General features: G+C 48.3%; 5 protein-coding genes. 3 read left to right on the plus strand and 2 right to left on the minus strand.

All coding sequences use genetic code 11. From position 1 onward, the window contains the following. Positions 1-250: 250 nt before the first annotated feature. Both NDI52_RS28440 and NDI52_RS28445 read right to left on the minus strand, forming a co-directional pair. Positions 251-6,937 carry a putative Ig domain-containing protein gene (locus NDI52_RS28440; protein WP_190771067.1) on the minus strand — a complete coding sequence of 2,229 codons (6,687 nt, stop codon included), beginning with the start codon at positions 6,935-6,937 and terminating at the stop codon, positions 251-253. 391 nt (positions 6,938-7,328) lie between these two features. Then, positions 7,329-10,985: a putative Ig domain-containing protein gene (locus NDI52_RS28445; protein ID WP_190771066.1), complete on the minus strand. Its 3,657-nt coding sequence runs from the start codon at positions 10,983-10,985 to the stop codon at positions 7,329-7,331. 717 nt (positions 10,986-11,702) lie between these two features. On the opposite strand from NDI52_RS28445, the gene NDI52_RS28450 reads away from it, so the two are divergent. The 3 genes from NDI52_RS28450 (at position 11,703) to NDI52_RS28460 (ending at position 16,892) form a co-directional block, all read left to right on the plus strand. Beyond that, the gene (locus NDI52_RS28450; protein WP_348256651.1) at positions 11,703-12,872 is read left to right on the plus strand and encodes a leucine-rich repeat domain-containing protein; all 1,170 of its coding nucleotides are present in this window, start codon (positions 11,703-11,705) and stop codon (positions 12,870-12,872) included. Positions 12,873-13,539: 667 nt separating this feature from the next. After that, positions 13,540-15,711, plus strand: coding sequence for an adenylate/guanylate cyclase domain-containing protein (locus NDI52_RS28455; RefSeq protein ID WP_190771064.1), 2,172 nt, complete (start codon positions 13,540-13,542; stop codon positions 15,709-15,711). A 428-nt stretch (positions 15,712-16,139) separates the two neighbouring features. Continuing rightward, complete coding sequence (locus NDI52_RS28460; RefSeq protein ID WP_190771063.1) at positions 16,140-16,892, plus strand: hypothetical protein; 753 nt, start codon at positions 16,140-16,142, stop codon at positions 16,890-16,892. Positions 16,893-16,991 lie beyond the last annotated feature (99 nt).

Here is a 16,991-nt window from a genome sequence, read left to right on the forward strand (position 1 = left end):
TGTTACTCCAAGTCGGTCGAGATGTTAACCCTCTCAGTCCAGTTACTCATTTACTATCTCAAGCATCATCGGATTCCAGTATTTACTTAAATCATTCTCTACTGTGCAACGCCCACTCAGGAGGAATGGTAAATGCAAGAAATACCTAGCTCCTAACCTGGATCCATCAATACTTTGTAGTAAAAACCAAGCCCCCTACTCAGTCTTCGCTCAGTAGAGGGTTTGGCTTTGCTGTCAGACAATAAATTTATCAGGCCATGACAAGTATGCTTGATGCGTTCAGAGTTGGTCGATTTAGCAACCGCACGATCTCCACCTGAGCAACGCTACCTGTCCCATCAGCATCAAAAAACAGTCCTCCATTGCCAGGATTGTAGATGAAGCGATCGCTAGCCCGCAGCGCTCGAGTACCCACCGCAAAGTATTCACGGGCAAGACTGCCAAGAGGGTGATTGAGGTGGAAATCTGTTCGAGAAATGAGCAAACGATCTTCTCCGGGGTGGAAATCAGTAATAAAATCGCTGGCTCCTCCTAAGGGAACGTCTATGTGGAAAGAGTCCTGATCGCTGCCTCCTGCCAGGCGATCGCGACCGGCACCCCCCACTAAGTTATCGGCTCCAGTGCCGCCCCGAAGCCGATCTTGCCCTTGCCCTCCAATCAAAATATCGTTGCCACTCCCCCCATCTAATGAGTCATGTCCTGCCCCTCCATATAAAGCATCATTGGCACTCCAACCAAATAAAGCGTCATTATCACCTAAGCCTTGAATCGCATTTTCCTCGTGGTCCCCGTTGAGCCGCTCAGCTCGGGCCGTACCGCTAATAGACGAAGCTAAAGCCGCAACAGTGAGCCTCATAGTAGCCGTTGCTCTTGCTCCATCGCTGTCTGTAATCGTGTAGGTAAACTGATCAAGGCCGGTGCTATAGGGCACATAAACGTAATAAGCATTGTCACCCATTACCATTAAGGCTCCTTTACTCGGTCTCGTCACATCTGTAATGGTTAAGCGATCGCCAGGATCAACATCGTGATCATTTCTCAGAAATACAGATTTTTCGATTGGCAAGTTCCGGTTCTGTTCAAATCTAATGTTGTCCTGGTGGGCGATCGGAGCATCGTTTGTATTCCCAACCGCTAAATCGAAACTGTCACTGATCGAAGCACCAGCCTGATCCGTCGCTGTTACTTGAACTCTAATTGTGCTTACATGGGCATTCGTCGGAGTGCCGCTAAAGGTCAATGTCGAAGCATCAAAGCTAAGCCATGAAGGAAGGGATTGACCATCTTCTAGAGTTGCACGATAAGTCAGAAGGTCGTTGGTATTGGCATCTTGAAATGCGTCTCTGGGCATTTCAAAAACAAAAGCTTGATCTTCTCTCGCAACTTGATCAAGTAGGGGATTAGCTAATGTTGGAGCATCATTGTGGGGCAGGATGGTCAACGTAAATACATCACTGCTAGACGCTCCAGTTAAATCAGTTGCGGTTACCCGCAAATTGATGGTGCCAGCATCAGTAATGGTTGGGGTACCCGTAAAAGACTGTGTTGAAGGATCAAAGCGAAGCCAGCCGGGGAGAGAGGTTCCGTCTTCTCGAGTAGCGCTATAAGTGAGGGTGTCTCCCGGGTCAAAGTCTTGAAATGTATTGCTGGCAATTCTAAAGTTGAACGACGCATTGCTCAGGATTGATTGATCCGCAGTAGGAGCAGCCAGTGTTGGAGCATCATTGGTATTTCCAACTACTAAATTGAAGCTATCACTGATCGAGGCACCAGCCCGATCCGTCGCTGTCACTTGGATGCTAATCGTACCCACATGATCATTTGTCGGAGTGCCGCTAAAGGTTAATGTCGCAGCATCAAAGCTCAGCCACGAAGGAAGTGGCTGACCATCTTCTAGAGTTGCACGATAAGTCAGAAGATCATTGGCATCTTGAAATGCGTCTGTGGGCATTTCAAAAACAAAAGCTTGATCTTCTCTCGCCACTTGATCAAGTAGGAGATTAGCTAATGTTGGAGCATCGTTGTGGGGCAAGACGGTCAACGTAAATACATCGCTGCTAGACGCTCCAGCTAAATCGGTTGCGGTTACCCGCAGGTTAATAGTGCCAGCATCGGTGATGGTTGGAGTACCCGTAAAAGACTGTGTTGAAGCATCAAAGCGAAGCCAGTCGGGGAGAGAGGTTCCGTCTTCTCGAGTAGCGCTATAGGTGAGGGTGTCTCCCAGGTCAACGTCCTGGAATGTGTTGCTGGCAATTCTAAAGTTGAACGACGTATTGCTCAGGGTTGATTGATCCGCAATAGGAGCAGTCAACGTTGGAGCATCGTTTGTACTCCCAACTACTAAATTGAAGCTATCACTGATCGAGGCACCAGCCTGATCCGTTGCTGTCACTCTGACACTGATCGTACCCACATGAGCATTCGTCGGAGTGCCGCTAAAGGTCAATGTCGAAGCATCAAAGCTAAGCCATGAAGGAAGGGATTGACCATCTTCTAGAGTTGCACGATAAGTCAGAAGGTCGTTGGTATTGGCATCTCGAAATGCGTCTCTGGGCATTTCAAAAACAAAAGCTTGATCTTCTCGGGCCGCTTGATCAAGCAGGGGATGGGATAATATTGGAGCATCATTGTGGGGCAGGATGGTCAACGTAAATACATCACTGCTAGACTCTCCAGTTAAATCAGTTGCAGTTACCCGCAAATTGATGGTGCCAGCATCAGTAATGGTTGGGGTACCCGTAAAAGACTGTGTTGAAGCATCAAAGCGAAGCCAGCCGGGGAGAGAGGTTCTGTCTTCTCGAGTAGCGCTATAAGTGAGGGTGTCTCCCGGGTCAAAGTCTCGAAATGTGTTGCTGGCAATTCTAAAGTTGAACGACGCATTGCTCAGGGTTGATTGATCTGCAATAGGAGCAGCCAGTGTTGGAGCATCATTGGTATTTCCAACTACTAAATTGAAGCTATCACTGATCGAGGCACCAGCTTGGTCCGTCGCTGTCACTTGGATGCTAATCGTACCCACATGATCATTTGTCGGAGTGCCGCTAAAGATCAATGTCGAAGCATCAAAGCTAAGCCACGAAGGAAGGGGCTGACCATTTTCTAAAGTTGCATGATAAGTCAGGAGATCGTTTATATTGCCATCCCAAAATATATCTCTGGGCATTTCAAAAACAAAGGCTTGATCTTCTCCCGCAACTTGATCAAGTAGAAGATAGGCTAATATTGGAGCATCATTGTGGGGCAGGATGGTCAACGTAAATACATCACTGCTCGACGCTCCGGCTAAATCGGTCGCCGTTACCCGCAGGTTGATAGTGCCAGCATCAGTAATGGTTGGGATACCCGTAAAAGACTGTGTTGAAGAATCAAAGCGAAGCCAGCCAGGAAGAGGGGTTCCGTCTTCTTGAGTGGCGCTATGGGTGAGGGTGTCTCCCAGGTCAACGTCCTGGAATGTGTTGCTAGCAATTCTAAAGTTGAACGACGTATTGCTCAGGGTTGATTGATCCGCAATAGGAGCAGCCAGCGCTGGAGCATCATTCGTATTTCCAACTACTAAATTGAAGCTATCACTGATCGAGGCACCAGCCTGATCCGTTGCTGTCACTCTGACACTGATCGTACCCACATGAGCATTCGTCGGAGTGCCGCTAAAGGTCAACGTCGAAGCGTCAAAGCTAAGCCATGGAGGAAGGGATTGACCATCTTCTAGAGTTGCACGATAAGTCAGAAGGTCATTGGTATTGGCATCTTGAAATGCGTTTCTGGGAATTTCAAAAACAAAGGTTTGATCTTCTCTCGCCACTTGATCAAGCAGGGGATTGGCTAATGTTGGAGCATCGTTGTGGGGCAGAATGGTCAGCGTGAATACATCGCTGCTAGACGCTCCAGCTAAATCGGTTGCGGTTACCCGCAGGTTAATAGTGCCAACATCGGTAATGGTTGGAGTACCCGTAAAAGACTGTGTTGAAGCATCAAAGCGAAGCCAGTCGGGGAGAGAGGTTCCGTCTTCTTGAGTGGCGCTATAGGTGAGGGTGTCTCCCAGGTCAACGTCCTGGAATGTGTTGCTGGCAATTCTAAAGTTGAACGACGTATTGCTCAGGGTTGATTGATCCGCAATAGGAGCAGCCAGCGCTGGAGCATCATTCGTATTGGCGATCGCCACCGCAAACACATCACTAACAGAAGCTCCCGTTCGGTCAGTTGCCCTTACTCGCACGTTAATCGTGCCTAGATGAGCATCTGTTGGAGTTCCACTAAAGGTCAGGGTTGTGGCATTGAAATTGAGCCATGTTGGAAGGGGACTGCCATCTTCTAATGTTGTACTGTAGGTAAGCACATCTCCTACATCGGTATTTCCAAACGTGCCATTGGGAATTGTGAACGAGAATTGAGTATCTTCAGCGGCAGATTGATCGGCAATCGCGTTATCCAGGGTTGGAGCCGTATTGCTCGTAATGGTCAGGTTAAAGACATCGCTGATGGAAATGCCAGAGCGATCGCTCGCTGTCACCTTTAATTGCAAGACACCAACATGCGCACTGGCGGGTGTACCTGTAAAACTCCGTGTTGTGGAATTGAACAGAAGCCAGCTAGGAAGAGAACTCCCATCTTCCAGGGTTGCGTTATAGACAAGAGCATCACCCGGATCGATATCCTGGAACGTAGTGCTGGGTACGGTGAACAGAAAGGGGATTTCTGTTGTAGTGGACTGATCGGCGATCGCATTGACTAAAGTTGGGGCATCGTTGACGTTGGTGACTGCTAATATAATCCAGGTGCTAGCGCTTCTACCGAAGCGATCCGTTGCTGACACAGACACATATCGAGAACCCACATAAGTATTGGAAAGCGTACCGCTGATCTGCCCGGTTTTGGGGTCGAACGTGAGTGAGTTGGCAAGCGGAAAAGTAGGCTGGAGACGCGCTTCGTAAACCAGAAAGTCGTTGGCATCGTTATCCCTAAAAATATCCGCAATGGTCATGGAGAAAAACTCGTCTTCAATGACCGTTTGCTGTTTGAAAGGGGTCACCACGGCAGGCGGGGCATTAGAGCTCGCAATTTCTAATGCAAAGGTGTCGGTTGCGATCGCACCTGCCGTGTCTGTTGCCGTGATTTGAAGATTAATAAAACCTACATCGGCACTCGCTGAAGTTCCACTAAATGTGAGGGTTTGAGCGTTGAATTGAAGCCATGTAGGAAGCGCCCTACCATCGGCAAGAGACGCTCGATAGCTGAGAAAATCACCTCCATCGGGATCCGTAAACGCATTGGCAGGAATCGTATATTGGAAAAAACTACCTCTCACAGCCCATGTATCGGCAATTTCTTGCCTCAGAGTTGGTGCGGTGTTGGTGAATTCTCCTCCCAATACCGTTCTGCCATTCAAGAATCGTGGGGAGTAAAGATAAACTCCTGAAGGCTTGTTCGTACCGTCCCTCAGCACATTGGCATAACTGGAATAAAAAACAACTGCACGTCCATCAATCGAGACTTCAGAATCAAATAAATCTGTATCCAAGAAGGGAGCCGGATTAGACCAACCCAGAGTGGGACGAGCCGGGTTTTCAATGAAGCTTCCCTCAATGACCCTTGTTTCTCCAGTTTGGCGATCGTAGATATAGACGTTGCCCAGGGAGGTAGAGGAGCCTACTACCAAATTGGTTGCGTTGGAGACAAAGCTTACATAACGCCCATCCTTGGAAATAGAAGGGAGGCGAGAGTTACCGTTTGCCTGCTCCCCTTGCCCTCCCATAGAAATTCGGCTCGTTTCCCCAGTAACTCGGTCGTGCAGAAAGATATCAATTGCACCATTGGTATCTCCACTGACCAATGTTCCATCCGATGAGCTAAACACGACATAGCGCCCATCACCTGATATCTCTGCCGGGCTTACTTGACCTGTGTTTTGGGTTCCATCGGAAGCAACAGAAACTCGGGTTGTTTCTCCAGTTTGGTGATCACGAACAAAGATATCTTGCAGATTATTGGTGTCATTAGAAACAATGTTCGTTGCAGTGGAAAAGAATGAAATGTAACGGCCATCATTTGACATACGCGGCCAGCGTGAAAAGTGCAAGAATGATGGATCGGCAATTCCATTAAAGGGAACAGAAACACGGGTATTTTGCTGAGTGAGGCGATCGTAAACAAAAACATCAAAATGTCGATTGACATCCTCTCCCGGTGCAAGGTTACTCGCGCGAGATGAAACGGCTACATAACGCCCGTCGGCTGAGATAATAGTGCCGATTGTCGCATCAGACAGCTGGTTGCCATTGGCATCTAATGAAATGCGGATGGTTTCACCCGTTTGGCGATCGTGTAGAAACGCATCCTCTAACCCGTTTGTATCACCTTCTACCAGATTGCTGGCATACGACCAGAAGGCTACGTAACGTCCATCCGCTGAAATAGAAGGGCTGCCAGACATACGATCGCCTTCAATTCCACTAGAACTCAGCGAAACTCGGCTGTAGGTTTTTGTATAGAGGTCATAAACAAAGACATCCTGAGACTGATTCGTATCACCACGAACCAAACTGCTGTCATCGGCTTCAAAGGCCACATACCGCCCAGTCGCAGAAAAGGAAGTGCTGGAACCATTTGATACATGGCCCAGGTACAGCATCTCTTGAGTGCCGTCGGTGAAAACAAAACCTAAGCTTTCACTCTCAGCACTGTTACCGCGAAAATAGGTCAGCCGACCTTGATTGATATCATCCTGGGTAAAACTGCTATCAACACTCAGCAACTGCCCATTCAGTTGTAGTAAACCACCGGTAGGTAAATGGGTAATCGTGTAAACCAGTTGTTCTGGAGAGGTATCTGCATCGCTGACTTGCAGCATCGCACTGGTAACAGTGACCCATTCGTTTTGAGCTGCTGAAATACCTGTATTTACGGTTAACTCAGGCGCTTGGTTGGTTGTGCTGGACATAGCAGTAGGAGAATAAATGCGGTAGTTTCTAACACCAACCCAGGTAGGCACCAAGATAGGTAACTTTAAATTACCGAGATCTAAAAATTTCTAAAGCCGTAGTTTTCAAGAATTCATCCCAGCTTAAGAAGCCGCTCGTTTAACCGTAATTACACGGTGCCCGCCCCTAACTCAATTGTGTAAGGCTATACGACACCTTGGCACAGTAAAACCAAGCACCCTTATTTCGTCGTTGTTTTGTCGCAACAAAATAAGGGTTCTAAGGAGATTTCCAGTAATGGAATTACCCCCAGAATGTTGGTGCTTTGCCCGCGAAGCGGGCAAAGCACCAACATTCTGGGTAAATTCTTATGCAGAAACCTCCTAAGTTTGCTATCGGAGGGCGAATCTATCAAGCCATGACAGCTAAGCTGGATGCCGTGAGGGTTGGTCGGTTGAGCAACTGTGCAATCTCAATCTGAGCCATGCGACCCGTTCCATCTGCATCAAAGAACAGTCTTCCATTTCCGGGGTTGTAGATGAAGCGATCGCCACTCCGCATTGCTCGGGTCCCAACCGCAAAATATCCACGAGCAAGGCTGCCCAGGGCATGGTTGAAGCGGAAATCTGTTCGGGAAACCAGCAATCGGTCTTCTCCAGTATGGAAGTCGGTGATCAGATCGCTCGATCCAGTGTTGGGAGCGGCCAGGTGAAAAAGATCTTGCTCAGTACCACCTGTTAGGCGATCGCGACCTGCACCCCCCACCAAATTATCGGCTCCAGTGCCGCCTACAAGGTTATCTTGCCCTTGCCCTCCAACCAGAATATCGTTGCCACTTCCCCCATCCAATGAGTCATTCCCTGACCCACCATACAAAGCATCAGGGTTACCCGCACCCAACAACGCATCATCACCGCCAAGACCTTGAATTCCATTTTCTTGACCATTCCCGACGAGGCGATCGGCTCGGGCTGTTCCAGCAAGGGATGCCGGTAAAACCCTGACAACCAGATCCACGACAGATGTTGCCGTCGCACCGTACTGATCCCGAATGGTGTAAGCAAATTGATCCGCCCCAGAGCTATAGGGTACATAGATGTAATGAGCATCGTTGCTGCCCTTCATCAAGGCACCATTGCGAGGCTTTGCCACAGATGAAAGGGTAATACGATCGCCCGGATCCATATCGTAATCATTCTGCAAAAGCCTGGATTTGTAGATGGGCAGATTACGGTTCTGTGCAAAAACAATCTGATCTCTATGGGCAACAGGGGCATCGTTCGTGTTAGCGATCGCCAAGGCAAACACATCGCTGACAAAGGCTCCTGCCCGATCGGTGGCTCGTACTTGCACATTAATGGTGCCCACATCGGTATTTGTTGGGGTACCACTAAAAGTCAGCGTTGAAGCATCAAAGCTCAGCCATAAGGGCAGGGGTTGACCATTTTCCAGGGTTGCACTGTAAGTCAAAACATCGTTTATATTGACATCTTGAAATGTGCCAATGGGAATCGTGAATGAAAACGGCGCATCTTCAGTCGCGGATTGGTCCGCGATGGCAAGGTCTAGGGTTGGAGGCGTATTGCTTGTTATTGACAGGCCAAAGACATCGCTGATTGAGGCTCCTGCGCGATCGCTCACTGTCACTTTTAGTTGAAGATTGCCAGTATCGCCGCTGGTGGGTGTACCGATGAAACTTCGCGTTATTGGGTTAAACGTTAACCAGGAGGGAAGAGGGCTGCCGTCTTCCAGGGTGGCGCTGTACGTGAGAATATCACCAGCATCTATATCCTGAAAGGTAGTGTTAGACAGGGCGAAAAAGAATGGCAGCCCTAGGGTGGCCGACTGATCGGCGATCGCCTGGGTCAATGTTGGAGCGTCGTTGCTGTTAGTAACCGTTAATAGGAGCGAGGTGCTAGTGGTTCTGCCGAAGCGATCGGTGGCTGAGACGAACACATTTCGAAAACCGACATAGGCATTGGAAAACGTACCGCTGATTTGGCCTGTTGTGGGGTCGAAAGTGAGCGACTGAGGAAGTGGAGCACCTCTCTCTAGAACTGCTCTGTAAACCAAAACATCGTTGGCATCATCATCTCTAAAAATATCCGCAATGGTCATGGAGAAAAACTCATCTTCAATGACCGTTTGCCGTTTGTTGGGGGCTACCACGATAGGCGGTGCATTAGAGCTCAAAATCTCTAATACAAAGGAGTCAGTAGCCGTAGCACCCGCTGTATCCGTTGCCGTTACTTGCAGATTGAGAAAGCCTGCATCGGCACTCGTCGGAGTTCCGCTAAAGGTCAGGGTTTGAGCGTTGAATTGCAACCACGTGGGAAGCGTACTACCATCTGCAAGAGAGGCACGATAGCTCAGAGCGTCGCCCGCATCCGAATCCGTAAAGGTATTGACCGGAATCGTGTACTGGAAAAAGTTGTCTCCCGCAGCCCATGCATCCACAATTCCCTGCCGTAGAATTGGTGCGGTGTTGGTAAAGTCTCCTCCCAACACCGTTCTGCCATTGAAGAATCTCGGGGAGTAAAGGTAAATTCCGGGTGGTTTGTCCGCGCCGTCTCCCAGCACATTGGCATAACTGGAATAAAAAACAACAGCACGACCATCAGCAGAGATTTCGGAATCAAACAACTCAGGCTGTAGAAAGGGAGCCGGATTAGCCCAGTTCAGTGGAGAACCGGCAGGATTAGCAATGTAACTGCCTTCAATAACCGTTGTTTTTCCGGTTTGGCGATCGTAGGTGTAGACATTGCCCAAGGAGGTGGAGGAACCTGCCACCAAATTGGTTGCATTAGAGACAAAGGTGATATAACGCCCATCTTTGGAAATGGAAGGCAGGCGAGAGTTACCGTTGGCCTGTTCTCCTTGTGTCCCCATTGAAATCCGGCTGGTCTCGCCAATAACCCGGTCGTGCAGGAAGATATCGATCGCACCATTGGTATCTCCACTCACCAATGTTCCATCGGAGGAACTAAACACAACATAACGTCCATCACCAGACATTTCTGCTGGGCTCACTTGGCCCGTATTTTGGGTGCCATTAGAGGCAACAGAAACTCGGGTTGTTTCTCCAGTTTGGCGATCGAGAACGAAGATGTCTCCTTGATTATTGGTATCGTTTGGAACGATGTTCGTCGCTGTCGAAAAGTATGAAATATAGCGGCCATCATCCGAGAGGCGCGGCCAACGTGAATAGGTTGATGGTTCAGCAATTCCATTAAAGGGAACGGAAATACGGGTATTTTGCTGCGTCAAACGATCATAGACAAAAACATCGAAATTCCGGTTAATATCCTCCCCAGGCGCAAGATTGTTCGCAAAAGAAGAGAATGCAATATAGCGCCCATCCGCCGAGATAATGGTACCAAAGGTATAGTCAGAAAGCTGATTACCATTGGCATCTAATGAGATACGGATCGTTTCACCTGTTTGGCGATCGTACAGGAAAGCATCCTCGATTCCGTTTGTATCTCCCTCCACCAAGTTGCTAGATAACGACCAGAAAGCTACATATCGTCCATCCGCTGAAATAGAAGGGCTACCGGAATTACTATTGCTTTGCGATCCATTTAAGCCCAGTGAAACGCGGCTGTAAGTTTTCGTGTAGCGGTCATAAACAAAAATGTCTTCAGACTGGTTCGTGTCGCCACTCACCAAACTACTATCGCTGGATGCAAAAGTTACGTATCGTCCAGTCGCTGAAAAGGAGGTGCTAGAGCCTTCTAATGTTTGGCCCAGGTACATCATCTCCTGAGCGCCATCGGTAAAGGCAAAACCAAGGCTATCGCTCTCAGCGCTGCTTCCTCGAAAATAGATCAGCCGACCTTGATTAATGTCATCCTGGGTAAAACTGCTATTAACGCTAAGCTGTTGCCCATTCAGTTGCAGTAGACCATTCACAGGCAAATGGGTAATGGTATAAATCAGCTGATCCGCAGGCGTGTCGGTGTCACTAATTTGCAGCATCGCGCTGGTAACGGTTACCCATGTATTTTGGGCTACGGGAACACCCGTATTGACCGTCATACTGGGCACTTGATGAGTTGTGCTTGACATAGCAGTAGGAGAATGAATGCAGTAATTTTTGACACCAAGCTTGTGGGCATCAAGATGGGTGACTTTAAAAATACCGACATCTGAGAATTTTCTGAGTTAGGACCTTTAAGAGTTCATCCCAACTTAATATCTCTTCTTTAACAGCCTCATATAAAGGGTTACTGCGCGTTACGCTCCCCATTCTCTTTGTCTTCATAGCCTTGAAAGTTAGCGATCCCTTCGGAATCGCCAACTACCACTTTTTCGTTCAAAACTGCGTAGCACGGCTTTCAAAAGGGCTTTTCAAGTCCTACGTTTTAACGAGAATGGTGATGGGTGTGTGTGCGAACTTTTAGAGATTTGAGATGGGACATCGCTGATTTATCCGTGATTATGCTGACACCTTATTGCTAAGTAAATGACACTTACTTGCCACTGATCCACTGAATTCAGAATTTTTTGTAACTCTTCTCATAGAGAGTCCTTATGCAAGGTTATTATTTTGCAAGAGTAAAAATTAGAGATCTTAATACAATTCAACAGGTTTCACCGGAAAGTCAAAGCAGGCTTTAGTATCCTTCTTTACCTAAATAAGAATAGCGATCGCTCACCCAACTGCAATCGTTGGAGGTTACGGGCAACCTCATTCGCAATCGCACCTGTCCCTTGTCCAATGGAACCTGCCAGTTCTAGTCCACCCACCCTCCCTACCCCCAACCGTTTTGAGGATACCCTGACATGAATCGATGGTTTATCGGGTCAACGATCGCTCTGACACTTCTAACCGTTGCCCCGGCGATCGCCCAGGAATCCTCTGAGGACCCCGTTACAGCATTCCGTGAGTTGTGTGAGGGGCGCGATCGCCTCTCTTCCGATGCTCAGTACACCATCGAGCGAATGTTAGGGCGGTTTGAGTCAGGGGATTGTGCGATCGCCGCCGAAACCTTGGGCACCGAAACCACCCTGAACCTGCCCTCTCTACAACTGCGCAGCATTGAACCACTAGCGGTACTCACCCAGGTAGAAAGCCTAAATGTGGCCGACAACCAGATTACCGATTTGTCTCCCCTGACCCAGCTCCCCCATCTGCGGCATCTGGACTTATCGCAAAATCAGCTAACCGACATTGCTCCCCTGGCGACGTTGACCCAATTAGAAAGCCTTCACCTATTCAGCAATCAAATCGACGACCTATCCCCACTGTCGGGTCTGGTCAACTTAACCACGTTGAATGTGGCTTTTAACGAGGTCATAAATCTGGCCCCACTACAACCCCTTCAGAATCTGACCGATCTCTATATCCACGAAAACAAACTTCAAGACATTAAGCCCATTGCTTCTCTGCCTCAACTGAAAGTGCTCAAGCTTGGCGGCAATGATCTACACGATATCAGTCCTCTCGCTTCCCTACCCTACCTGGAGTCTCTCACCCTTGGCAGCAACCAGATTACAGATGTGTCTCCCCTGGCAAATCTCACCTATCTAAAAGGGTTATCCATTGATAACAACCTGCTTGATGACATTCGTCCTCTGGCAAACCTGAGCCAGCTCACTCACCTCAATCTATCAAGCAACGAAATCATCGACCTGGAACCATTGTCAGGCTTGACTCAATTGACTCACCTCGACCTTTACGATAATCAGATTATTGATATTGAGCCATTAGCTAAATTGCCTCAGCTGATGGACTTGAACTTAGCCGTTAACAGAATTGTGCGCGTTCGCCCTCTGGCTCAACTCTCCGAATTGCAGCGTTTGGATTTGGCCCGTAATCAGATTAGGAATGCGCGGCGGTTGCGATCGCTCTCTCGCCTTACCTGGCTTGATCTCTCCTATAATCCTTTGACCGATCCCACCTGTCCTATTTCCAATATCACCTGCTTCACCCATCCTCTTCCTCAACTTTGAACAAGTCATCCAAACTCCGCCCCGTAGGTAAGCGGAGTTCAGTTTAAGGGCGTTTTCAAGTGCCGCGCACTGTGTGGCACTTGAAAACGCCCTTTTGGCGTGCAAGTCTTAGTCACCCCATCCACACGTTTGAAACATGACCCAATCTTATCCAGACAAGGATAGCCATATATAGCGCTGTGCACGTTGATTAAGTACGGTGGTGTGGGGCACGAAGTGCCCCACACCACCGTTGTTGTACTTAACGCACTTGCACATCGCTATAATAATTTTATACCGGCAGATCATAAAAGTGTTATCAACAACCCTGCGTTAACAAGAAGACTATATTAACGTCATGATTTTTGAGGAAAATGGCTCGACAATAAAGATAAAAGCAATGGGATTACATCTACAACATCTCGGGAATTTCTCTATCAACTTCTGAACCCTTACAATAACCAACGAGTCCACTTACAGTGTCTCGCAATCTCCCTTGAAGTCTCAATACTTGATGTCATTTGGCGATTTCAGCATACAGTCCTTAATAAATATCCGGGCATTTATTTCTCTCATTAGAAAGAATTAATGTTAAGCCCTCTGTGTTAGTAGGCTGTTTATTCTCATTCAAATTTCACAGCCTCAAGTTGTTATAAATTGCGTTTTGTTTAGGACGTGAGTGCCCCCCATGACAACTCCGCCTGTTAAGAGACTGTTGCGTCAATCCACCAAAGATCAGCCCCTACGCATCATCTTCACGGTTCCAGTTTTGTTACAGCTCATCGGTTCCGTAGGGTTGGTTGGCTATCTTTCCTTCCACAATGGCCAAAAAGCAGTTCAAAATCTCGCCTCTCAATTGCGTAGTGAGCTATCCGCTCGGATCAAACGGGAGCTAGAGGGCTACTTTAGTGCCCCCCATGCCATTAACCGCCTCAATGCCAGTGCTTACACCTATCGAGAGCTGGATGTTGTTGGAGCAACCAAAGGCGAAAACGCCATGTTCCAACAGATGAAGATATATCCCACGATCGCCTTTGTGTACTGTGGCAGCGCCCAAAATGGGGAGTTTTTTGGCGTACTCCGCGATCCCAAAACAGGCGAGTTACAACTCTCTTATGGCAATCGCTCCAATCAATTCATTCGTGACTATTACAGCTTGAATGCTCGGGGTAGTCGAATGCATTGGCTCTACAAAGCTCAAAAGCCCTACGATGCTCGCACGCGCCCCTGGTTCACTGCTGCCCTTTCCACAGAACGGGCCATCTGGACGGATGTTTACATCGCTTTTACGACAGGGCTGCCCAACGTCACCGCCAGTCTTCCCGTGTACGATCGCACAGGTCGCGAACTTCTCGGGGTCTGTGGCACTGATGTGGTTCTACCCGAGGAGTTTCGCCTCTTCCTCAGCAACCTGGAAATTGGCAAATCTGGTGAAGCCTTTGTGCTGGATCGGCAGGGACATCTGATCTCCAGTTCAACTAGCGAACCCCTGATGATTGGGGAAAAAGAAGACGCCAAGTTTTTGAAAGCTGTCGACAGTAGCAATCCTCTGGTTAAGAATTCGGCCCGCTATCTACTCGAGCAGTTTAATGGGTTCGACTCCATTGGTCAGGCTCAACAACTCGAATTCAAGCTCAACGGCAAAAAACAATATTTAGAAGTACTGCCCTTTAAAGATGGGTTTGGGTTGGATTGGCTCATCGTAGTGGTGGTGCCCGAGTCAGATTTTATGGCAGAGATTGATGTCAACACCCGCACTACGTTTGCCTTGTGTCTGGTGACATTGGCGATCGCCCTCCTCACCGGCGTTGCCCTCACCCGTTGGGTAACCTCTCCCATTCTGCGGCTGAATGCTGCCGTCAAAGACATTGCTACCGGCAACTGGGAGCGCAAGGTAGATCTGGATCGCACCGACGAATTGGGCCAACTGGCTGAGTCCATCAACCTGATGACCCAGCAACTCAAAACCTCTTTCAACACGCTCGAAGTTCAGCGGAACTCCTTCTCTCGCTTCTTCCCATCCGAATACCTCCGATTCCTCGCCAAAGATGCGGTGACGGATGTGGAATTAGGCGATCACGTCAGCAAAGAAATGGCCATCATGTTTTCGGATATTCGGTCATTCACCACCTTCTCTGAAAAGATGAGCCCGCAGGCTACCTTCAACTTCATCAACGCTTATCTGCAGCGGGTATCGCCTGCGATCCGTGATCACAATGGGGTGATCGTCAAATTCCTGGGCGACGGAATGATGGCTGTGTTTCCCGATGCCGCCGATGATGCGGTTAGTGCAGGCATTACCAAACTCCGCTATTTAGAGGCATTTAACCAGGAACTTGAAGCCAATGGGAGCAGACCCATCGCGATCGGCATGGGCATTCATATGGGCCACGTGATGGTGGGCATTGTGGGCGAACACAACCGGATGCAGGCCGATACCCTCTCTGATATTGTCAATCTCACCTCTCGGTTGGAGGGGTTAACCAAGTTTTATGGTGTTTCCCTGATCATCTCGGAGAATGTGCTGAAGGCATTGAAGCACCCCGAAAACTACCGAACCCGCTTTCTCGATCGCGCCATTGTGATGGGCCGAACGGAGGCGATCGCCATCTATGAAGTCTTCGACGCTGAACCCGAGCCCATCCGTCAGCTCAAAGAAAAAACTCTCTCCGACTTCGAAAACGCCCTGGAATACTACCGTCTGGGCCACCCCACCGCCGCGCGCGAATGGCTAGAGAAAGTGCTCTTTGTAAATCCGCACGATCGCACCGCCATCCTCTATCTGGAACGGGTTGCCCTGCTACAGGAACGCGGCATCCCAAAAAATTGGGATGGGGTTTGGGCCTTTACTCAGAAGTAGCAATACTCTGGACAGTTTTTCTGAAACCCTTGATTTTGCGTGCGCTTCGCGCACGCAAAATCAAGGGTTTCAGAAAAACTGTCCGAACTAATGAAATAGAGAAGATGAAATTTATACTTAGGCGATCGAGTTAAGACACATTATTGTTGGAGAGCCGTACAGCGCACGGCTCTCCAACAATAATCGTCCTGATTCTAAATGCGTATTGCTATATCCACACTTAAAATCAGCCAAAAAACGAGATTTCGTCATCGGAATGGAATAGCAAGATATCGTTTTTTGGCTATTTCAAAATGTTTGTTCTAGTCAAGTCACCAATCTATAAGCAGAATGTCAGAAATGTGAGAACGTCACCTTTGACAGAGGGGCAAAAGCAAATGAATTCTATAGGCTAAGCCTATATTTACATTTCTTCATGGAGTTCTCACATGGCTGCAAAAAAAGAAGCAGAAAACCAAAAAGACACCAATCAAGTTGACACTGATGTAAATCAAAATCTAGATCAACTGGTTGAATCTTTGCAGAGCGATCTCAACAGTATTGCCATCGAAGATGCCCTGGCATTAATTGATCAATGGCAGTCCCTTTTGAGCAAATCAAAAATTAATGGCGGCAAAGAATTAGCTGCTGAATTGAAAGAATTGCAGAAGTTGCTGAAGAGTGACAAATCCACCGGCCATGAAATCAGTGAAGTGTTGATTCAAATCGGTGAACGCACCGCTGAATTTTCTGGAGAAGCCGAAAAAGGCTCAAAGCAAACGGTTCAACGCTTGAGCAAGCAGCTTCGCAGCGCTGGCACCTCTATCGCCAAGGCCGAAGATCGGGAAATGCACGAGCAACTCGACACCATTGTTGAGAAGAGCGAAGGAGACGAACTCACAACTCTGGATCCCGAGCAGGCTGTTGGGGCGATCGACTTCTGGTACAATATGCTCAACAAAGCTGAGGGAGAACAGTACAAGGAAGTTGCAAATAGCTTGAAGAGCCTGAAGCAAGCTCTCAGCCGTGGCAATTCCAAGCCTGAAACCATTGCCAAAGCCCTGGCTCATGTTGGCGAACAAACCGCCCAGATTGCATCTGAAGCCCCTCGCGGTTTCAAAGGTGTTCTGCAAAAGGTTGGCCGTCAGCTCAGCAGCGCCAGCGAGTCTTTAGCTGAAGAAAAGTCTGGTTCCTCAAAGTAATCTCACTTCAAAGTGATCTATAGCTATCACTAGATAGCTTGTACCAAAGAGAGGTAGGGCTTTGCCCCACCTCTCTTTTAGACTTTCTGCGTAAATTGT

Origin of the sequence: Leptolyngbya sp. PL-A3, from assembly GCF_039962325.1 — a bacterium.
Lineage (GTDB): Bacteria > Cyanobacteriota > Cyanobacteriia > Elainellales > Elainellaceae > Vacuolonema.